Raw genomic sequence first — 18,824 nt, forward strand, 5'->3', positions numbered from 1 at the left:
AAATGCCGACGAGAATCGCTTGGTTTGGGGTAAGATGAAACGAAAATTTCCACTAATTCAAATTTAAGCTTTTGTTTTTAAAGATAATTGTGGAATTAAGGCGAGTCGCTAAGACTCGCCTTTTTGCATTTTGGCTTTGTTGAGAAGCCGACGTGATCTGCCACAATACACGCAGGACAAGGGGAGGCAAGGATGCTTCAGACAGGATGCAACGGGATGTAGGACGGATGCGCCGGGCGATACAGAGAGGTGAGCCCCGGCAGGGAAGACATCTGAGGAAGTTGATACAGGGAGTGGTCAGAGGAAGTGCTTGGAGCGGGCGGCCTACGGGTCGCCTTTTTTTTGCCTCTTATTTGGCAATGCACGCTTGGCAACCCCATAAAAAACCAGCGCTTTTTTCAAAAAAAAGCGCTGGTTATAAAGTAACAGCAGAGCAGGCGTGAGTTAAGCTTAACGCTCTAACTTCTCAAGCTTACCGGGCTTGCCGTCCCACTCTTCGGCGTCAGGCAGCGGATCCTTCCTTTCGGCAATATTGGGCCATACTTCTGACATTTCAGCGTTAATCTCAATAAACGCCTCTTGCCCATCTGGCAGCTCATCCTCTGAGAATATCGCCTCAGCGGGGCATTCTGGTTCACACAGTGCGCAGTCAATACACTCGTCAGGATGAATGACCAGGAAATTCGGGCCCTCGTAGAAACAGTCGACCGGGCAGACTTCCACACAGTCGGTGTATTTGCACTGGATGCAGTTCTCGGTAACGACAAACGTCATCTTGCTATCCCTCTTGCAGGGCCAGGTAGCTCCTGGCCATGGTCAATCGTGAATGGTTATAAATCAGCCGTTTTTTATAAGCTAAAAGTTTGAGCGACATTCTAGTGGTGCGCCTACCTGGCGGCAAGCGCCTTATGATTCCAGTTGGTAGCAATGCCAGTACAGGTTTCCGCGAGGGCGCTGTAAACCCGTCCGTGGGCGCTACTTTCGACATCTGACCGCCATGGATGGCGGAAATGCCGGAATTGTCGGGAACATTTTCCGGCCCTGTCGAAAGACCCTCGCTTCAACCTGCCCTGGCACCTGAATCTCACTTATCGCCTTTCATTCTATAAGCACCATTAGATCAGGTCTCGCCACTGATACAACAGCGATAGCGCTTCCCGCGGCGTTAAACCATCCATATCGACATTTTCCAATGCCTCCACCACCGGGTGCGGTGCGGCTGCAAACAGGTCGTTTTGCTGGGGAGCCGTTCGCGGCGCTTGCGCTGTGTTATCTACATCGCGCTGCTCCAGGCTCATCAGCTTCTCACGGGCCCGTTTAATCACATGACCAGGTACGCCCGCTAATTGAGCGACCTGCAAACCGTAACTCTGGCTAGCCGGGCCTGCTTCAATGCGGTGCATGAACACGATGCTGTCGCCATGCTCGGTCGCCGTCAGGTGTATGTTGGCCACGCCCTCCATATGTTCGGGTAAGGCGGTCATCTCAAAATAGTGGGTGGCAAACAGCGTTAGCGCGCGCCCTTTGGCAAGATATTCCGCACTCGCCCAGGCCAGCGATAACCCGTCAAAGGTGCTAGTGCCGCGGCCAATTTCATCCATCAAAATCAAGCTTTGCTGGGTGGCATTGTGCAAAATATTGGCCGTTTCGGTCATCTCGACCATAAAGGTGGAGCGTCCGCCTGCCAGATCATCCGACGAGCCAATGCGGGTAAATATCCGATCCAGCGGACCGATCTCGGCGGCATCGGCGGGCACAAAGCTGCCGCAGTGGGCGAGCAGAGCAATTAGCGCTGTTTGCCGCATATAGGTCGATTTACCACCCATATTAGGCCCGGTAATAATCAGCATATGCTGGTCGGGGTTAAGCGTAACGTCATTGGGCACAAAGGGCGTTTCGCTAACCTGTTCAACCACAGGGTGCCGCCCCGCCTCGATACGAATGCCTGTGGCCTCGCTCAGCGTCGGGCGCACCCAGCTCAACGCCTCGGCGCGTTCGGCAAAGGCGCACAGCACATCCAACTCCGCAAGCGCTTGAGAAGTGCTTTGTAGCGCGTGAAGGCTGTCATTCAGCTCGCCCAGCAGGCGGTCATAAAGCCATTTTTCACGGGTCAGTGCGCGGGATTTAGCCGACAGCGCCTTATCCTCAAACTCTTTGAGTTCAGGAATGATAAAACGCTCGGCGTTTTTCAGCGTCTGGCGGCGAATATAGTCAGCGGGTGCTTGCTGCGCCTGGGAGCGCGGCAGCTCGATAAAGTAGCCATGTACCCGGTTATAGCCGACTTTGAGATTAGCAAGTCCGGTACGCTCGCGCTCGCGGGTTTCCAGCCGAACAAGATAGTCGCCCGCGTTCTCGGCCATGCCCCGGTGCTCGTCGAGCTCGGCATCAAAGCCGTTGGCAATCACCCCGCCATCGCGGATCACCACCGGCGGATTCTCAACTAGCGCGCGGCTGAGCATGTCAGCCATTTCAGGGTAGGGGCGGATATGCGGGCGCAGGCTATCCAGCGCGCTGCCGTTCTCTACCTCGCCCAACTGCTGTTCAAGGGTAGGCAGAGTGACCAGGGCGTCACGCAGACGCGCCAAATCCCGTGGCCGGGCGCTGTACAGCGCGACCCGGGCCAGAATGCGCTCCACATCGCCCACATCGCTCAACGTCTCGCGCAGTGACATGTAAGCGGCAACTAGGCTTAGCAACGCCACGCCTGCATGGCGGTTTTGGACAATCTCTCGTTGGCGCAGCGGACGATTCAGCCAGCGTTTGAGTAGCCGCGAGCCCATAGCGGTGGTGCAGGTGTCCAGCACGCTCGCCAAGGTGTTGTCGCTGTTGCCACCCAGGTTAATATCGATTTCCAGATTACGCCGGCTGGCGGCGTCGATCACTACTGCATCGTCGCGATTCTCAACGCTAATCGCGGTCACGTGGGGCAAGCGCGAGCGCTGAGTGTCGCGGGCGTAATCAATCAGCACTCCGGCGGCAATCAGTGCGGTGGTTAAGTGTGCGCAGCCAAAGCCGCGTAAATCCTGCACTTCAAACTGATCGCACAGGCTGCGGGTGGCGCTCTCCAAATCAAACAGCCACTCGCCCTGGCGACGCAGGCTGCGCTTTTGCGACCAGGCATCGGGTAGCGTCAGGCTTTCGGGCACCAGCAACTCAGCAGGGGAGAGGCGAGTAAGCTCGGCGAGCATTTCGGCTTCGCTCTCAACTTCCAATACATTGAAGCGGCCGCTAGAGAGTTCTAGCCAGGCAAGGCCCCAGCTATCTTTACCGGGGGAGACCGATACCAGTACGTTGTCGCGGCGGGCATCGAGCAGCGCTTCATCGTGGAGCGTGCCGGGGGTGACGATACGTACTACTTGGCGGTCAACAGGCCCTTTGCTGGTCGCGGGGTCGCCTATCTGTTCGCAGATCGCTACCGATTCACCGCCAGCGACCAGACGCGCCAAATAGCCTTCAGCGCTATGGTAAGGTACACCCGCCATCGGGATCGGCTTCCCCCCCGACTGGCCGCGCTGGGTAAGGGTAATATCCAGCAGTGCGGCGGCGCGCTTGGCGTCGTCGAAAAACAGCTCGTAAAAATCCCCCATTCGGTAAAACAGCAGAACCTCGGGGTGTTCGCGTTTGATCTTTAAATACTGCGTGATCATTGGCGTGTTAGGGGGAATGGCCTGTGACATGGGCGTCCTGATTGAGCAATTTCTTTGAGAAAGCTAAACACAGTATTCTACGCTGAACAGACGACTCACTTGAAGGAGCGACCATAGTGCCCAGCGTATCTAGCCTGAAAAATCTTGATTTGACGCTGCTAGCTCAGCGCCTAGGGCGGCTTTGTCAGCAGTTGAAGGTGGAAGTGACCGCCGCTGAATCCTGCACGGGCGGTGGTATTGCTAGTGCGATTACCAGCACGGGGGGTAGCTCTGCTTACTTTACAACGGGCTATGTGACCTATGCGAACGCGGCTAAGAGCCGCCTGCTCGGCGTGCCAGACGCTATACTGGCAGAACATGGGGCGGTGAGCGAAGAAGTAGTGAAAGCGATGGTGCAAGGCGCCTGCCGGGAAAGCGGTGCGGGCTTGGGCGTTGCCGTTAGTGGGGTGGCCGGGCCGGATGGTGGTAGTGCTGAAAAGCCGGTGGGTACCGTTTGGCTCGCCTGGGGTGATACCGCTGAGCAGCAAGCCGAGTGTTTCCACTTCCCTGGGGATCGCCAAGCAGTGCGCGAGCAGGCAGTGCGGCAGGCGCTGGCAGGGCTGGTGGCACGCCTGGATGCGCGGGTGAAGGCAGGCAAGCAGGGGTAGGGGTAGGAAAATAGTTAAGAGAAAGCGTGATCAAGGATTTGTTTACGGCACAATCTTTGGCATACTACTGGGTAATTATACAGCTTGTTATGAGGAATCTCTGAATGGCTCAGGATGACAACCGCACAAAAGCGCTAAACGCTGCACTCACCCAAATCGACCGTCAGTTCGGCAAGGGCACCGTCATGCGTCTAGGTGACGCACCGCGTGTGGTCATGCCGTCGGTTTCCACGGGTTCGTTGGGTCTGGATATCGCACTTGGCATCGGCGGGCTGCCGTTTGGCCGCGTAGCTGAAATTTTTGGTCCGGAGTCCTCGGGTAAGACAACGCTGACCCTTTCGGTGATTGCGCAAGCGCAAAAGCAAGGCAAAGTGTGTGCGTTCGTGGATGCCGAGCACGCTCTGGATCCGAGCTATGCCGAAAAGCTAGGCGTCAACCTGGATGATCTACTGATTTCCCAGCCGGACACTGGCGAGCAGGCGTTAGAAATTACCGATATGCTGGTGCGTTCCGGCGGTGTTGACGTGATTGTTATCGACTCTGTCGCTGCGTTGACCCCGCGCGCTGAAATCGAAGGCGAAATGGGCGATACCCATGTTGGCCTACAGGCACGTTTGATGTCACAGGCGCTGCGTAAGATCACCGGTAATATCAAAAACGCCAACTGCCTGGTGATCTTCATCAACCAGATCCGCATGAAGATCGGCGTGATGTTTGGTTCACCCGAAACCACTACCGGTGGTAACGCGCTTAAGTTCTATGCCAGCGTGCGTCTGGATATTCGCCGCACAGGCTCGGTGAAAGTGGGCGATGAAGTCACCGGTAACGAAACCCGCGTGAAAGTAGTCAAAAATAAAGTGGCACCGCCATTCCGTCAGGCTGAATTCCAAATCCTTTATGGCAAGGGTATCTACCACGCTGGCGAGGTCATCGACCTGGGCGTGCAGTGCAACCTAGTCGATAAAGCCGGTGCTTGGTACAGCTATAAAGGCAAGAAAATCGGCCAGGGTAAAGCAAACTCCGCGCTTTACCTGGAAGAGCATCCAGACATTATGCTCGAAATCGAAACACAGATTCGTGAGCAGCTCTTGGCCAAGCCTGATCCTAAAAAGGAGAAGGAAGGTGCACCTACCGAAGCAGCGGCCGAAGTGGATGCCAACGATGACGATCTGCTCTAAGTCTGTTCTAACTGAGATAATCTAATGGCCTTTATGTCTCAGCGCGATGCCACGCCCCGTGACATCGCGATTGGCCTACTGGCTCGGCGCGAATACTCTCGCGCCGAGCTAGCACAGCGCTTGAAGAAAAAAGCCTTCGACGATACCGCTATCGATGAGTGTTTAGACGCTCTGGCCGAACAGGACCTGCAGTCTGATGCGCGTTTTGCGGCTAGTTTCGTACGCTCGCGCATTCTGCGCGGCCAGGGTGTTATTCGTATTAAAGGCGAGCTTCGCCAACGCGGCGTTGATCAGGAAACCCTTAATACCGCTTTTGAAGAGGTGGAAGAAGGGGAGCAGGTTGACTGGTTCGAGCTAGCCCGGGAAACGCTGGCGCGACGCTTCGATAGCCCTGGTGAGACGCCTAAAGAGCGCGCTCGACGCGAGCGCTTTCTGGCTAGTCGTGGCTTCGATTTTGAGCAAATCCGCTACGCGCTCTCCTGTCTGTAATAATTTTTCTCCTGCTTGTAATATATTTTCTCTTGTCTGTAATACTTTCCCCCTGCCTGTAAAACGCCTTCTCTTACCTTTCTAATAGCGCTCTCCTACGCTTTTCTACCTAGTAGTTTGCCTCTCTGCCACTAAGTGCGGCTTTAGTCGTTTGACAACTGCGCTATAATGGCCCCTTTGCGACCCCTGAGGGTAGCGTCGACAGCGCCCTGGGACACCACGCTTTCTTGTTACGGATACCCTATGAAAAGCGCAGAAATCAGACAGGCCTTTCTTACCTTCTTTGAAAAGCAGGGACATACGATTGTACCCACCAGCTCTTTAGTGCCGGGCAATGACCCGACGCTGCTGTTTACCAATGCCGGCATGGTGCCTTTCAAAGATGTGTTTCTGGGTCGCGACCCACGCCCATACGTGCGTGCAACATCTGCGCAGCGCTGCGTACGCGCAGGCGGTAAGCATAATGATTTAGACAATGTCGGCTATACCGCACGTCACCACACGTTTTTTGAAATGCTGGGCAACTTCAGCTTTGGCGACTACTTCAAGCACGACGCCATACGCTTTGCCTGGGTATTTCTGACCGAAACGCTGGGTCTGCCTAAAGAGAAGCTGTGGGTCACGGTGCATGTCAGCGATGACGAAGCTGAACGTATCTGGAAAGACGAGATCGGTATTGACCCCGAGCGCTTTTCCAAATTAGACGAAGATAACTTCTGGCAAATGGGCGACACCGGCCCTTGTGGTCCGAGTTCGGAAATCTTTTTTGACCACGGTCCAGAGGTATGGGGCGGCCCTCCCGGTAGCCCGGAAGAAGATGGCGACCGCTACATCGAAATCTGGAACCTGGTGTTCATGCAGTTTGATCGTGATAGCCAAGGTACGCTGAATCCGTTGCCCAAGCCCTCTATCGATACCGGTATGGGCTTGGAGCGCGTGGCCGCCGTTATGCAGGGCGTGCACTCTAACTACGAAATTGATCTGTTCCAGAGCTTGCTGCAGGCTGCCGCTAAAGCTACCGGGCACCCAGACACCGCTACACCTTCGTTGCGCGTGATTGCCGATCACATTCGCTCCTGTGCCTTCCTGATTGCCGATGGTGTACTGCCTTCCAACGAAGGGCGCGGCTATGTGCTGCGTCGGATTATTCGCCGTGCGATTCGTCATGGCCACAAGCTGGGCGCCGTAGAGCCGTTCTTCCACAAGCTGGTGGACGCGCTGGATGCTGAAATGGGCGATGCGTATCCAGAGCTTCGCGAGGCGAATGACCAGATCACTCGGGTGCTGTTGAAAGAAGAAGAGCAGTTTGCGCGCACCCTGGACCACGGCATGGGATTGTTAAATGCAGCCTTAGCCGAGCTGGATGGTAAGGTGCTGCCGGGTGAAACGGTGTTTAAGCTTTACGACACCTACGGCTTTCCTTTTGATCTCACCGCTGATGTGTGCCGCGAACGCGGCGTCACGCTCGATGAAGAGGGCTTTCAGCAGGCCTTAGAGGCCCAACGCGAGCGTGCCCGGGCGGCTAGCCAGTTCGGCGCCGACTACAGTGCCTCTATTGAGCTTGACGGTGAGACGGCTTTCACTGGCTATGATCGCCTGGAGGATCAAGCCAAGGTAACGGCACTGGTTGACAGCGAAGGCAATGCACTGGCTGCGCTGGAAGCGGGGCAGAAGGGCGTTGTGGTGCTAGATCGCACGCCATTTTACGGTGAGTCAGGCGGCCAGGTGGGCGATACCGGCTACCTGCATGTCGACGGCGGTCGTTTCCAGGTGACGGATACCCAAAAGCAGAGCGGCCATCACTTACACCAGGGCATCATGGTGGAAGGTTCGCTAAGTGTCGGTGCTAGCGTACGCGGCGAAGTGGATGCCAGTCTGCGTACCGCCACGATCCGTAACCACTCGGCGACCCACCTGCTGCACAAAGCGCTGCGTATGGTGCTAGGCGATCACGTGCAGCAAAAAGGCTCGCTGGTTAATGCTGAGCGGCTGCGCTTCGACTTTAGCCATTTTGAGCCGATGACTGCCGAGCAGTTGGCGGAAGTCGAACGGCTGGTCAATGAGCAGATTCTGGCTAATGCGCCGACTAAAACCGAGCAAATGAGCCTGGATCAAGCCAAAGCCAAAGGGGCGGCGGCGCTGTTTGAGGCCAAATACGCCGAGAACGTGCGGGTACTGACGATTGGTGCCGACGACTTCTCTATCGAGTTGTGCGGTGGTACCCACGTGACACGTAGTGGCGATATCGGCTGCTGTCATGTGATTAGCGAAGTGGGCATTGCCTCCGGTGTACGCCGTATCGAAGCGATCACCGGTGAAAATGCGTTAGCCTACTTCCGCGAGCAGGAAGCCCGCCTTGAGCGTTTGGGCGAACGTTTGAAGACCAAGCCTGAGCAAGTTGAAGCGCGGGTAGAGTCTCTGGTTGAGCGCAATCGTAGCCTAGAAAAAGAGCTTGAGCAGCTTAAAGCTAAACTGGCCAGTGCTGCGGGTAGTGACATGCTGAGTCAGGTGCACGAGGTCAACGGCGTTAAACTGTTAGCGACACAGTTGGAAGGTGTCTCTGGCAAAGACCTGCGAGGCATTCTTGACCAACTGAAGAACAAGCTCAGTTCCGGGGTTATTATCCTTGGGGTTGCCGATCAGGTAGCGGGCAAAGTCAGCCTGATTGCTGGGGTAACCCAAGACCTGACCGGCCGGGTTAAAGCCGGTGAGCTGGTTAACCATGTTGCCTCTCAGGTAGGAGGTAAAGGTGGTGGTCGCGCGGATATGGCTCAGGCAGGAGGTAGCCAGCCCGATGCTCTGCCGGATGCGTTGAAGAGCGTACCGGCATGGTTAGAAAACGCACTTAGCTAAACCCCAAGGCCGGTGGCATGATTGTCGTCGGCCTTATTATTTATTTAATACTTGTGACAACTTCACCCTCCATTCCCGAACGCATAGGAAAAACGGCATATGGCACTATACGTACAGAAGTTCGGCGGCACTTCGGTGGGCTCTGTCGAGCGTATCAAGGCCGTAGCGGAAAAGGTTAAGGGCTTCCGCGATCAAGGCCATCAGGTGGTGGTTGTGGTCTCCGCTATGAGCGGCGAAACCAACCGCCTCACGGACATGGCTCAGGCACTTAATGACGATCCCGCACCGCGCGAGATGGATATGCTGCTGTCGACCGGCGAGCAGGTGACGATCTCACTACTCGCTATGGCGCTGCAGCAAATTGGCGTGCAAGCCACTTCACACACTGGCGCCCAGGTAGGTATCCATACGGACAGCGCCTATACCAAGGCGCGTATCCAGCGCATCGAAACCGACGATCTAAAAGCTGACCTGGAAGCAGGGCAGGTAGTTGTCGTTGCCGGTTTCCAAGGGGTCGATGAGGACGGCAACATCACTACCTTAGGTCGTGGTGGCTCTGACACCACGGGTGTAGCCCTGGCCGCCGCACTTGGCGCCGATGAGTGCCAGATTTATACCGATGTCGACGGGGTATACACCACTGACCCCCGCGTATGCTCCAAGGCCCAGCGTCTGGAAAGCATTACGGTAGAAGAGATGCTGGAGCTGGCTAGTCTTGGCTCTAAAGTACTGCAGATCCGCGCGGTAGAGTTTGCCGGTAAATACAACGTGCCCCTGAGGGTGCTGTCTAGCTTTCAAGACGGCCCCGGTACCCTAATTGTTGCAGAAGCAGACAAAGACGAGGACGCTATGGAAGAACCACTGATCTCCGGTATCGCCTTTACCAAGAATGAAGCCAAACTGACCCTGCTCAATACGCCGGATGTACCAGGCGTCGCTTCACGTATTCTTGGCCCGATTGCCGATGCCAATATCGAAGTCGATATGATCGTACAGAACGTTGCCCCGGCTGGTGACTATACCGATTTCACCTTTACGGTTGCCAAAGGCGATTACAAAGCTACCAAGAAACTGCTTGAAGAGACGGTAATCCCGGATCTAGGTGGTGGTGAGCTGCGTGGTGATGACAACATCGCCAAGGTCTCTTTGGTCGGTGTGGGAATGCGCTCCCACGCGGGTGTGGCATCAAAAATGTTCCGCGTGCTGGCTGATGAGAACGTCAATATTCGTATGGTCTCCACCTCTGAGATTAAAATCTCAGTCGTCATTGATGAGAAGCATATGGAACTTGCCGTCAATGCATTACACAAAGCCTTTGGTTTAGATAAGGCAGATATCGAATCTGAATAACATTAATGCCTTAAATCTTCTACGCTGAAGGGGTACTTGCTGCCATGTGGTGGTGAGCTTTCTTTCAACGGGAAGTTGAGGTGTCATGGAGCCGGAGCCGTTGGTGACAGGCAACGCTATGCCGCATAATGGCCTAGTGTTGCCTCGGGCTGACACATCCCGTTGCATTAAACGTCTGAAAAGGAGATCAGCCATGCTCATCCTAACTCGCCGTGTTGGCGAAACCTTGATGATCGGTGATGAAATCACTGTCACCGTCTTAGGTGTGAAAGGCAATCAAGTGCGTATTGGTGTTAATGCGCCTAAAGATGTTGCGGTTCACCGGGAAGAGATTTATCAGCGCATTCAGCGTGAAAGAAATAGTGAAAACGAAGTGGAATAAGACTTGCGGGTTTGCATGATGACGCGATGCTTAAGACGTAAGCTGATAGGTAAGATATGGTCGGCGCGAAAAAAATCGGCAGAGGACTAGACACAAGATCCCTAAATCGGTAATATTCGCGCCGTGCCGTTGAGGAGAGGTGGCCGAGTGGCTGAAGGCGCTCCCCTGCTAAGGGAGTATAGGGTTTATAGCCCTATCGAGGGTTCGAATCCCTCTCTCTCCGCCAATAGCATGACCATTAAGTACTTAAGTTATAGAGTACTTAAAAAAGTACTTAGCTAGAAAGTACATGGTCACAAGGTATGCGCCCGTAGCTCAGCTGGATAGAGTACCTGACTACGAATCAGGGGGTCGGAGGTTCGAATCCTCCCGGGCGCGCCACCTACTTAGTAGCAGTATTAGTATAGATTAGTTGTAACATTACGCGCCCGTAGCTCAGCTGGATAGAGTACCTGACTACGAATCAGGGGGTCGGAGGTTCGAATCCTCCCGGGCGCGCCAGATTTCAAAACCCGCTCTCTTAACGAGAGCGGGTTTTCTGTTTCCAGTCTGCCTGCTTGTTTCTAACCTGACTGACTATTTTCCAGCCTGACCGGTATATAAGCTCGCGCTCCGGTCTTGCGATCGTGTGTAGCGCCCCCGCTTTGCGGTAGGGCGCTTTTTTTTGGCTATAAATTGATAAGGCGTTGCAGAAAGGAGCGCTAGGGCTCTGCCTGAAAGGTCGGCTAGCGAAGACAAGACAAGGCAAAAATTGGCGAAGAAACGGAGTTTACGGGGTGTAAATGAGTATTCTGAGCCAATTTTTAACGCCGTATTGTCGAGCTCAGGCACTTTTCAGACAGAGCCTAAGCCAGGGTGGCGTGCTGCTCGTCAACCACAAGGCTATCGAGCAGGTGATCCAGTTCGGTAATGCGCTTCACCCGCTGAAAGTTCTGCTCGGCTTCGGCGCTGCCTTGGCGCATTTGGGCAAGCCACTGCTTTACCAGAGAGACGACAACGCGGTCAGGCAGCTGTTGGCGCTGCAGAGCGGCGTACTCCTTGAGTACGTTGGCGCGCATGGACCAGCTGCTTTCGGGCAGCCGCTCGCCGGTCTGTAGCCAGTGGCGGATGCGTGGCGCTAGCCAGGGGTCTGCCAGTGCACTGCGGCCTAACATCACATCGCGACAGCCTGAAAGCGTGCGCGCTTTCCAGTAATCCTCCAGCGTCCAGATATCCCCATTGGCGACAACGGGGATACTGACATGGCGGCGTATTTTGCCAATCCATTCCCAGTGCGCAGGCGGTCGGTAGCCTTCATCGCGGGTGCGGGCGTGTACGACCAGCTGCGCTGCGCCACCCGCTTCGGTGGCTTGGGCGCAGGCAACCGCTAAGCGGCGGTTGGCGAAGCCCAGGCGGATCTTGGCAGTGACCGGGATTTGCCCGTCTAACGCATCGTGAACGGCTCTAACCGCTTGGTAGACCCGATCGGGCTGGCGTAAAAGCGAAGCGCCGCCATCGTGTCGATTGACCAGTTTGGCTGGGCAGCCGAAATTAAGGTCAACGCTAACTGCGCCAAGTTTGAGCGCCTGCTGCGCATTGGCCGCTAGGGCAGCAGGGTCTGAGCCCAAAAGTTGTAAATGCACAGGAATCCCGCTCGGCGTTGCCACCGGCGGTTGCGCAAGTTCCGGGCAATGCTTATAAAACACTCTTGGCGGTAGGCGTTCATCGACGACGCGGACAAATTCGGTAACCGTCCAGTCGAACCCCGCGTGACGGGTTAACAGGTCACGCGTCAGTGCGTCGATGACCCCTTCCATAGGGGCTAGGCCAATTCTGCCGTTTTGTAGTAAATTAACAACCATGACTTCCACTATCGCGCCATTGCATTCTATTCTGGGTGTGGCAGGTTAGTGTATTCCCCTCACTGCGCCAAGGGGCTTTAATAGCCGCTGGTGAAATAACGTGTCTAGCAACTGTACTTCGAGAGGTAGGAGCGTCTTATGCAGGATTATGAACTATTGCAGGACGGGTTGGCGTTAATGGCGCTTGGTATGGGCGTTGTGTTTGTTTTTCTTACTATTTTAGTTATTAGCGTTACGCTAATGTCGAAGTTGATTGGCCGTTTTCAGCCTGCCCCCACCGCGGCTGAAGTGAGCAAGAAGTCGCCGTCATCTTCAGCGCCTGCCAGCCAAAATGACGAGATGTTGGCGGTGATCAGTGCTGCAGTGCACCGTTATCGCTCGACACGACGTCGTTAACTTTCTCATTTTTTTCTATCTCAGCCCTCTCTAGGCTATTTTTTTGTTATTTTTACTACAAACTGACAATTCTCTACGGTGAGCTAAGACCATGAACGAAACAAAACGCCCTCTAGGCATTACCGATGTCGTGCTGCGCGATGCCCATCAATCGCTATTTGCGACGCGTATGCGTTTGGACGATATGCTGCCGATCGCCGAAAAGCTGGATCGCGTTGGCTACTGGTCGCTGGAAACCTGGGGTGGGGCGACCTATGACGCTTGTATCCGCTATTTGGGTGAAGATCCATGGGAGCGTATCCGCGCCCTGAAAGAAGCCATGCCAAATACGCCCCAGGCAATGCTACTGCGCGGCCAGAACCTGCTGGGTTACCGCCACTACGCCGACGACGTCGTCGATAAATTTGTCGAGCGGGCAAAAACCAACGGTGTTGACGTCTTCCGCGTTTTTGACGCCATGAATGATCCGCGTAATTTGGAGCGCGCCATTCAGGCGGTGCGTAACGTCGAAGGCCACGCCCAGGGCACCATCTCTTATACCGTGAGCCCGGTACATACCCTGGATAGCTGGGTCGATCTCGCCAAAACCATTGCCGGTTTGGGTGCAGATTCATTGGCTATCAAGGATATGGCGGGGCTACTCACTCCCTACACAGCCTTCGACCTTGTTTCGCGGCTCAAAAAAGAGCTATCGATTCCAGTGCATCTGCACTGTCACGCCACCACCGGCCTGTCTACGTCGACCATTTTGAAAGCAGTAGAGGCCGGGATCGATAACGTCGACACCTCGATCTCGTCCATGTCGATGACCTATGGCCACAGTCCCACCGAGTCAGTGGTGGCAATGCTCAAAGACACCGGCCGCGACACCGGATTGGATCTCGAGCTGCTGGAAGATATTGCCGGTTACTTCCGCGAAGTGCGCAAGAAGTACGCCGCCTTTGAAGGCTCGCTGCGCGGTATTGATTCACGCATTCTGATTGCTCAGGTGCCCGGCGGCATGCTGACCAACATGGAAGGCCAGCTCAAAGAGCAGGGCGCGGGCGATAAGCTTGACGATGTGCTGAACGAGATTCCTCGCGTACGCGAAGACCTTGGCTTTATCCCGCTGGTAACGCCCACGTCGCAAATCGTCGGCACCCAGGCGGTGATGAACGTGATGATGGGCGAGCGCTATAAGTCGATCTCCAAGGAAGTTCAGGCGCTGCTCAAGGGTGAATATGGTGCTGCACCAGCGCCCTTCAATGCCGAGCTGCAAAAGCGCGTGTTGGAAGGCGGCGAGCCGATTACCTGTCGCCCGGCGGACAATCTCTCTCCTGAAATGGATAGATTGGCTGCCGAGCTGAAAGAGAAAGCCAGCGCTGACGGTATCCGCTTGGCCGAAGGCAAGCGCGAAGTCGATGACGTGCTGACCTATGCGCTGTTTCCGCAGATTGGTTTGAAGTTCCTCAAGAACCGCGACAATCCCGATGCCTTTGAGCCCGTTCCCCAGGTTGCTGAAGCAAGCGCTGAAAAGACACCCGCAAAGGTAGACAGCAAAGCGCCCGCCGCGAGCAGCGGCCCGGAAACCTACACCGTGAAACTCAACGGCAAATCCTTCGTGGTGGAGGTTTCTGAAGGCGGTGAGCTGGGCGAGGTGCAAGAGCAAACGTCAGCCAGTACTACTGCACCCAAAGAGGAAGCTCCGGCACCCAGCGGTGAAAGCATCGATGCGCCGCTGGCGGGCAATATCTTCAAGGTCAATGTACGCCCTGGTGAGCAAGTCGCGGAAGGTGATGTGGTCATCATTCTTGAAGCGATGAAAATGGAAACCGAAGTGCGTGCCAGCAGCGCAGGCACTGTGTCTAAGGTCAACGTCAGCGAGGGCGACAGCGTAGCCGTAGGCGATACGCTGATCGAGCTCTAAGGGCCCAGTAATGGATAAATTAGTGACGTTATGGGAAGGCTCGGGGCTATATAACCTTGAGCTCGGTCAAGCGGCGATGATCATGGTGGGGCTACTGCTGCTTTACCTAGCCATTTATAAGAAATTTGAGCCGCTGCTTCTGGTACCCATCGGCTTTGGCGGGATTCTTGCGAATATTCCTGAAGCCGGGCTGGCCATTTCAGCGCTCGATCAAGCGATTGAAGTGGCTAAACCCGCGGTGCTGCAGCAAATGGCGGCAGCATTAGGCGCGAGTCTTGATCCACTGGCAAACGTTGAAGCATGGCGTGAGTCCCTTAAGGTAATCGCCCATGATGCTGCGGCGCCAGATCAGGTTCGTGCCGCGCGAGATATCGCCATTGGCGTCGGCTACAGCGATGGCATGCTCTACAACTTCTACAAAGTTGCCATTGCCTCTGGTATCGCGCCGCTGATTATCTTTATGGGTGTCGGGGCAATGACTGACTTTGGCCCGCTGTTGGCCAATCCGCGCACGCTATTTTTAGGCGCCGCCGCCCAGTTTGGTATCTTTGCCACGCTGTTTGGCGCTGTGGTGCTTACCTCGATGGGCGTGATGGACTTCTCGCTTAATCAGGCGGCCGCCATTGGTATTATTGGTGGCGCCGACGGCCCAACGTCTATTTACGTTTCTAGCGTGCTGGCGCCTGAGCTATTGGGGGCGATTGCCGTGGCCGCCTACGCCTATATGGCGTTGGTGCCGCTGATTCAGCCGCCGATCATGCGTCTTTTGACGTCCCAGAAAGAGCGGGAAATCAAAATGACGCAGTTGCGGCCAGTGTCCAAGCTGGAAAAAGTGATCTTTCCGCTAATGCTGCTGATTCTGGTTGCCCTGTTTCTGCCTGATGCCGCGCCGCTGCTGGGGATGTTCTGTTTCGGTAACCTGATGCGCGAGTGCGGCGTGGTAGAGCGCTTATCGGATACTGCACAAAACGCCCTGATCAATATCGTGACGATAATCCTAGGCTTGTCGGTGGGCTCCAAGCTAATGGCCGAGAGTTTCCTGGCGTTTGAGACTCTGGGGATATTAGGGCTGGGCATTGTGGCCTTTGGAATAGGCACCGCCGCGGGCGTATTGATGGCAAAGCTGATGAATTTAGTCAGCAAAATGCCCATCAATCCGTTAATTGGTGCTGCGGGTGTTTCTGCGGTGCCGATGGCGGCACGGGTTGCCAACAAAGTGGGCCTGGAAGCAAACCCGCATAACTTCCTGTTGATGCATGCCATGGGCCCCAACGTCGCAGGGGTTATTGGGTCGGCAGTCGCGGCTGGGGTAATGATTAAATACCTGGGTTAACGCAAAAAGAGTGAGACTACGAGCGCGGCGTACTGACAGGTTCAGTATGTCGCGTTTTTTTTGAAGGGCTTTTTTGAAGTGCTATTTCTAAGAGTTGTTTCGAAAAGCTGTTTCGAAAGGCTATCTAGCTAGCGAGTGAGAATATCGATAGCGCTCTTCAAGCGGTTTTCTAGCGGGGAAAGGTCAAATGGGTTGTCCCGTGGCCAACCAATGGTCAGACGAACACCGTCGCCATCGTAATCCGCTTGCTCAATGGGGATAGCCTGCTCTTCGCACCAGGCGCGGGCAATCGCTTCATTGGCAAAGCCGAGCCGCAAGGTATAAAGATCGCGCTCGACCACTTCCCGGGTAGGTAGCGTCTCCAAAGCATGACTAACCGCCTGAGCGTAAGCGCGGGCCAAGCCGCCGGTACCTAACTTCGTCCCGCCAAAATAGCGGATCACCACGCAACCGATTTGACCTAATTGGCTGCCCTGCAGAACTTGATACATTGGGCGACCTGCGGTGCCGCCAGGTTCGCCATCATCAGAGAAGCCAATCAAATTTTGCTCGCCGGGTGGGCCAGCAATATAGGCCGTGCAGTGATGGCTCGCATTGGGATGCTCGGCTTTAGCCTCCGCCAGCATGCGAGTGAATGCATCAATATCTGAGGCGTGGCAGGTCCAGGTAATAAAGTGACTCTTTTCGACTTCGATGTCGGTTGTCTGCCAAGACGAAAGAGGGAGTTCCGGCACCCGGTAGCGCATTAATGCTCCGTGATAGTAGGCTTGTTTTGCAGGCCAGCTCTTGGATGAGATTCAACACCCATCACCATGCCGAGCACCTGAATATCACGGTTATGCAAAAAAAGCGCTGGCTGCAACGTATCCTCAGGCCATAGCTCTACGCCAAAGCGGCTGATCGAAAGTTGCTTTAAGACGATTTTTTGCTGGTTGATTTCGGCAACGGCGGTTTCTGTTTGGGCATCATGCTGATAACGCCGAATAATAATGACATCGCCATCGAACAAGTTGCAATCACGCATTGCGTTACCACGCACTTTAAGCGCATAGGTATTGCGACGGGTAATGCTAGGCGTTGGCGCATAGGTACGCGGAACCGAGCGTAAGTGGTTAGGCTTAACGGTAGATGCTGCCATCGATATGGTCATTGAGAAATCTCCATTGCATGTTCTTTCATACAGTGTTTTTCAGTATAGACCTGTTTTTGCATACAGTGCTAGCAGTAATTGGTCTTACGCCATATTGATTGAGGTCATGCTGCGACCCAGCGCCGCATAGAGTGAGTGGCGAGAAACGGGCTTTCCGTGTAGAGTTCGACGCGAAATCAATGTGCCTGGAGAGACTCTTGAGCCTGTGTCTACAAGCCCGACAGCTGTCCTGCGAACGTGATGATCGCTCACTGTTTAAGGGGCTGGATCTCGATATTCGCAGCGGTGAAATCGTGCGAATTGAAGGGCCTAATGGCAGTGGTAAAACTAGCCTGCTTAAAATTCTCTCCGGGCAACTGAGCGACTATGAAGGCGAGCTGTTCTGGAATGGCGCTGCAATGCAGAGTGTCCGTGAACATTTTCTCGCTAATTTGCTCTATTTAGGACATGCCCCAGGCATCAAGTCTGGGCTATCCCCCTTAGAAAATTTAGCGTGGTATCAGGGGCTGAGTGGCGAGAGCAGTGGAGGACAGGGCCGCGGGGCACAAGAGGGCGAGGAGCAGCGCCTGGATGCCCTTGAACAGGTTGGCCTGGCAGGCTTTGAAGACGTGCCCGCCGGTCAACTCTCGGCAGGCCAGCAGCGCCGTGTGGCGCTGGCGCGATTGACGCTGACCCCCCGCGCGCTGTGGGTGCTAGACGAGCCCTTCACCGCCATTGATCGCCACGGTGTTGCAGCCCTTGAAAGGCAACTGATTAGGCATGCTCAAGCGGGCGGCTGCGTGCTAGTAACGACACACCACGAGTTAGCCGCGTCATCGCTGTTAAGACGCATAGCGCTGGGGTAGAGGAGACCGGATTGCAGGAAACAGGGTTGCAGAAAACAGGCTTGCACAGCTCTTCAGATAGCTCTCTAAACGGATCAGACTCCGTCATGGATGCCCCTTCAGTGCCATTGCTTGAGCATCAGGGCGGGCTGATGATCGCGGTGAAGGCCACGTTGGTGCGTGATTTGACGCTGCTGCTGAGACGTCGCGGTGAAGTGCTCAATCCGCTGGTGTTTTTTGCTCTGGTGATCACCCTGTTTCCGATCGCTATTTCACCCGACCCGGAGCTGTTGGCGACGATTGCGCCGGGGTTGCTATGGGTGGCGGCACTGTTAGCCGCGCTGCTGTCACTAGATAGCCTGTTTCGCAGTGACTACGACGACGGCAGCCTTGAACAGCTGTTACTCGCTCCGCAGCCGTTGGCTGCATTAAGCGTGGCGAAAGTGGCCGTGCATTGGCTGCTGACCGGGCTGCCATTGGCACTGATGGCGCCACTGCTGGGCATTATGCTCGCACTGCCTGCGGGTAGTTACGCGGTGTTGGCGCTATCGCTGGCGCTGGGCACGGCGAGCTTGAGCCTGATTGGTGCCATTGGGGCGGCGTTAACCGTCGGCTTGGCGCGGGGCGGCGTACTGCTCTCGCTGCTAGTGCTGCCGCTGTATATTCCGGTACTCATTTTTGGCGCAGGTGCCGTCCAGGCGGCTATTTTGGGCGACGGTGTCTCTGCGCACTTGGCTATCTTGGGCGCGCTGCTGGCCGCTTCACTTATGTTAGCGCCGTGGGCGATTGCCGCATCGCTGCGTATCAGTATTAACGGTTAAGGATAGG

The 18,824-nt window shown here is 55.3% G+C and carries 16 protein-coding genes and 3 tRNA genes; 14 read left to right on the forward strand and 5 right to left on the reverse strand.

What is annotated here, in order from left to right:
- Positions 1–450 precede the first annotated feature (450 nt).
- A complete protein-coding gene (gene fdxA, locus Q3Y66_RS03495) occupies positions 451–774 on the reverse strand; it encodes a ferredoxin FdxA (protein WP_008957517.1) in 324 nt (107 codons plus the stop codon).
- Positions 775–1,115: 341 nt separating this feature from the next.
- Entirely contained in the window at positions 1,116–3,677 is a 2,562-nt protein-coding gene (gene mutS, locus Q3Y66_RS03500; protein ID WP_008957516.1) for a DNA mismatch repair protein MutS, read from the reverse strand.
- Positions 3,678–3,760: 83 nt separating this feature from the next.
- On the opposite strand from mutS, the gene Q3Y66_RS03505 reads away from it, so the two are divergent.
- The 9 genes from Q3Y66_RS03505 (at position 3,761) to Q3Y66_RS03545 (ending at position 11,047) form a co-directional block, all read left to right on the forward strand.
- Positions 3,761–4,294, forward strand: a complete 534-nt coding sequence (locus Q3Y66_RS03505; RefSeq protein WP_035586689.1) for a CinA family protein — start codon at positions 3,761–3,763, stop codon at positions 4,292–4,294.
- 104 nt (positions 4,295–4,398) lie between these two features.
- Positions 4,399–5,472, forward strand: a complete 1,074-nt coding sequence (gene recA, locus Q3Y66_RS03510) for a recombinase RecA (protein ID WP_008957514.1) — start codon at positions 4,399–4,401, stop codon at positions 5,470–5,472.
- Positions 5,473–5,496: 24 nt separating this feature from the next.
- Positions 5,497–5,961: a regulatory protein RecX gene (locus Q3Y66_RS03515; protein ID WP_008957513.1), complete on the forward strand. Its 465-nt coding sequence runs from the start codon at positions 5,497–5,499 to the stop codon at positions 5,959–5,961.
- Positions 5,962–6,204: 243 nt separating this feature from the next.
- Positions 6,205–8,814: an alanine--tRNA ligase gene (gene alaS, locus Q3Y66_RS03520; protein WP_008957512.1), complete on the forward strand. Its 2,610-nt coding sequence runs from the start codon at positions 6,205–6,207 to the stop codon at positions 8,812–8,814.
- 99 nt (positions 8,815–8,913) lie between these two features.
- Complete coding sequence (locus tag Q3Y66_RS03525; protein WP_008957511.1) at positions 8,914–10,164, forward strand: aspartate kinase; 1,251 nt, start codon at positions 8,914–8,916, stop codon at positions 10,162–10,164.
- Between the two features lie 193 nt (positions 10,165–10,357).
- Positions 10,358–10,546, forward strand: a complete 189-nt coding sequence (gene csrA, locus Q3Y66_RS03530; protein WP_007111501.1) for a carbon storage regulator CsrA — start codon at positions 10,358–10,360, stop codon at positions 10,544–10,546.
- A gap of 133 nt (positions 10,547–10,679) precedes the next feature.
- Positions 10,680–10,772: transfer RNA gene (locus tag Q3Y66_RS03535), tRNA-Ser, on the forward strand.
- A 78-nt stretch (positions 10,773–10,850) separates the two neighbouring features.
- Positions 10,851–10,927, forward strand: a tRNA-Arg gene (locus Q3Y66_RS03540).
- A gap of 43 nt (positions 10,928–10,970) precedes the next feature.
- Positions 10,971–11,047, forward strand: a tRNA-Arg gene (locus Q3Y66_RS03545).
- A 344-nt stretch (positions 11,048–11,391) separates the two neighbouring features.
- Here the strand turns inward: Q3Y66_RS03545 and Q3Y66_RS03550 are convergent.
- A complete protein-coding gene (locus tag Q3Y66_RS03550) occupies positions 11,392–12,342 on the reverse strand; it encodes a tRNA-dihydrouridine synthase (RefSeq protein ID WP_035586695.1) in 951 nt (316 codons plus the stop codon).
- Between the two features lie 183 nt (positions 12,343–12,525).
- Between Q3Y66_RS03550 and Q3Y66_RS03555 the strand changes: the two genes are divergently transcribed.
- The 3 genes from Q3Y66_RS03555 (at position 12,526) to Q3Y66_RS03565 (ending at position 16,022) form a co-directional block, all read left to right on the forward strand.
- Positions 12,526–12,783 (forward strand): OadG family protein, encoded by a 258-nt coding sequence (locus Q3Y66_RS03555; protein WP_008957509.1) that lies wholly within the window; start codon positions 12,526–12,528, stop codon positions 12,781–12,783.
- A gap of 91 nt (positions 12,784–12,874) precedes the next feature.
- Positions 12,875–14,689: a sodium-extruding oxaloacetate decarboxylase subunit alpha gene (gene oadA / locus Q3Y66_RS03560; RefSeq protein ID WP_008957508.1), complete on the forward strand. Its 1,815-nt coding sequence runs from the start codon at positions 12,875–12,877 to the stop codon at positions 14,687–14,689.
- 10 nt (positions 14,690–14,699) lie between these two features.
- Complete coding sequence (locus Q3Y66_RS03565) at positions 14,700–16,022, forward strand: sodium ion-translocating decarboxylase subunit beta (protein WP_008957507.1); 1,323 nt, start codon at positions 14,700–14,702, stop codon at positions 16,020–16,022.
- 128 nt (positions 16,023–16,150) lie between these two features.
- Here the strand turns inward: Q3Y66_RS03565 and Q3Y66_RS03570 are convergent, their stop codons facing one another.
- Positions 16,151–16,768, reverse strand: coding sequence for a YigZ family protein (locus tag Q3Y66_RS03570; protein ID WP_008957506.1), 618 nt, complete (start codon positions 16,766–16,768; stop codon positions 16,151–16,153).
- Positions 16,768–17,172, reverse strand: a complete 405-nt coding sequence (locus tag Q3Y66_RS03575; RefSeq protein ID WP_008957505.1) for a LexA family transcriptional regulator — start codon at positions 17,170–17,172, stop codon at positions 16,768–16,770. Before Q3Y66_RS03575 ends, Q3Y66_RS03570 begins: the two co-directional genes overlap by 1 nt.
- A gap of 197 nt (positions 17,173–17,369) precedes the next feature.
- Here Q3Y66_RS03575 and ccmA point away from each other — a divergent pair, with 197 nt between their 5' ends.
- A complete protein-coding gene (ccmA, locus tag Q3Y66_RS03580; RefSeq protein ID WP_008957504.1) occupies positions 17,370–18,017 on the forward strand; it encodes a cytochrome c biogenesis heme-transporting ATPase CcmA in 648 nt (215 codons plus the stop codon).
- A gap of 86 nt (positions 18,018–18,103) precedes the next feature.
- On the forward strand, positions 18,104–18,817 hold the full coding sequence (ccmB, locus tag Q3Y66_RS03585) for a heme exporter protein CcmB (RefSeq protein ID WP_008957503.1): 714 nt from the start codon (positions 18,104–18,106) through the stop codon (positions 18,815–18,817).
- Positions 18,818–18,824: the final 7 nt, after the last annotated feature.

The organism is Halomonas sp. HAL1 (assembly GCF_030544485.1).
Taxonomy (GTDB): Bacteria; Pseudomonadota; Gammaproteobacteria; order Pseudomonadales; family Halomonadaceae; genus Vreelandella; species Vreelandella arctica.

Bases quoted from the DNA above. Each gene is read 5' to 3' on its own strand.
- fdxA (WP_008957517.1), bottom strand. From the start codon at position 774: ATGACGTTTGTCGTTACCGAGAACTGCATCCAGTGCAAATACACCGAC.
- mutS (WP_008957516.1), bottom strand. From the start codon at position 3,677: ATGTCACAGGCCATTCCCCCTAACACGCCAATGATCACGCAGTATTTA.
- recA (WP_008957514.1), top strand. From the start codon at position 4,399: ATGGCTCAGGATGACAACCGCACAAAAGCGCTAAACGCTGCACTCACC.
- Q3Y66_RS03515 (WP_008957513.1), top strand. From the start codon at position 5,497: ATGGCCTTTATGTCTCAGCGCGATGCCACGCCCCGTGACATCGCGATT.
- alaS (WP_008957512.1), top strand. From the start codon at position 6,205: ATGAAAAGCGCAGAAATCAGACAGGCCTTTCTTACCTTCTTTGAAAAG.
- Q3Y66_RS03525 (WP_008957511.1), top strand. From the start codon at position 8,914: ATGGCACTATACGTACAGAAGTTCGGCGGCACTTCGGTGGGCTCTGTC.
- csrA (WP_007111501.1), top strand. From the start codon at position 10,358: ATGCTCATCCTAACTCGCCGTGTTGGCGAAACCTTGATGATCGGTGAT.
- Q3Y66_RS03550 (WP_035586695.1), bottom strand. From the start codon at position 12,342: ATGGAAGGGGTCATCGACGCACTGACGCGTGACCTGTTAACCCGTCAC.
- Q3Y66_RS03555 (WP_008957509.1), top strand. From the start codon at position 12,526: ATGCAGGATTATGAACTATTGCAGGACGGGTTGGCGTTAATGGCGCTT.
- oadA (WP_008957508.1), top strand. From the start codon at position 12,875: ATGAACGAAACAAAACGCCCTCTAGGCATTACCGATGTCGTGCTGCGC.
- Q3Y66_RS03565 (WP_008957507.1), top strand. From the start codon at position 14,700: ATGGATAAATTAGTGACGTTATGGGAAGGCTCGGGGCTATATAACCTT.
- Q3Y66_RS03570 (WP_008957506.1), bottom strand. From the start codon at position 16,768: ATGCGCTACCGGGTGCCGGAACTCCCTCTTTCGTCTTGGCAGACAACC.
- Q3Y66_RS03575 (WP_008957505.1), bottom strand. From the start codon at position 17,172: ATGACCATATCGATGGCAGCATCTACCGTTAAGCCTAACCACTTACGC.
- ccmB (WP_008957503.1), top strand. From the start codon at position 18,104: ATGGATGCCCCTTCAGTGCCATTGCTTGAGCATCAGGGCGGGCTGATG.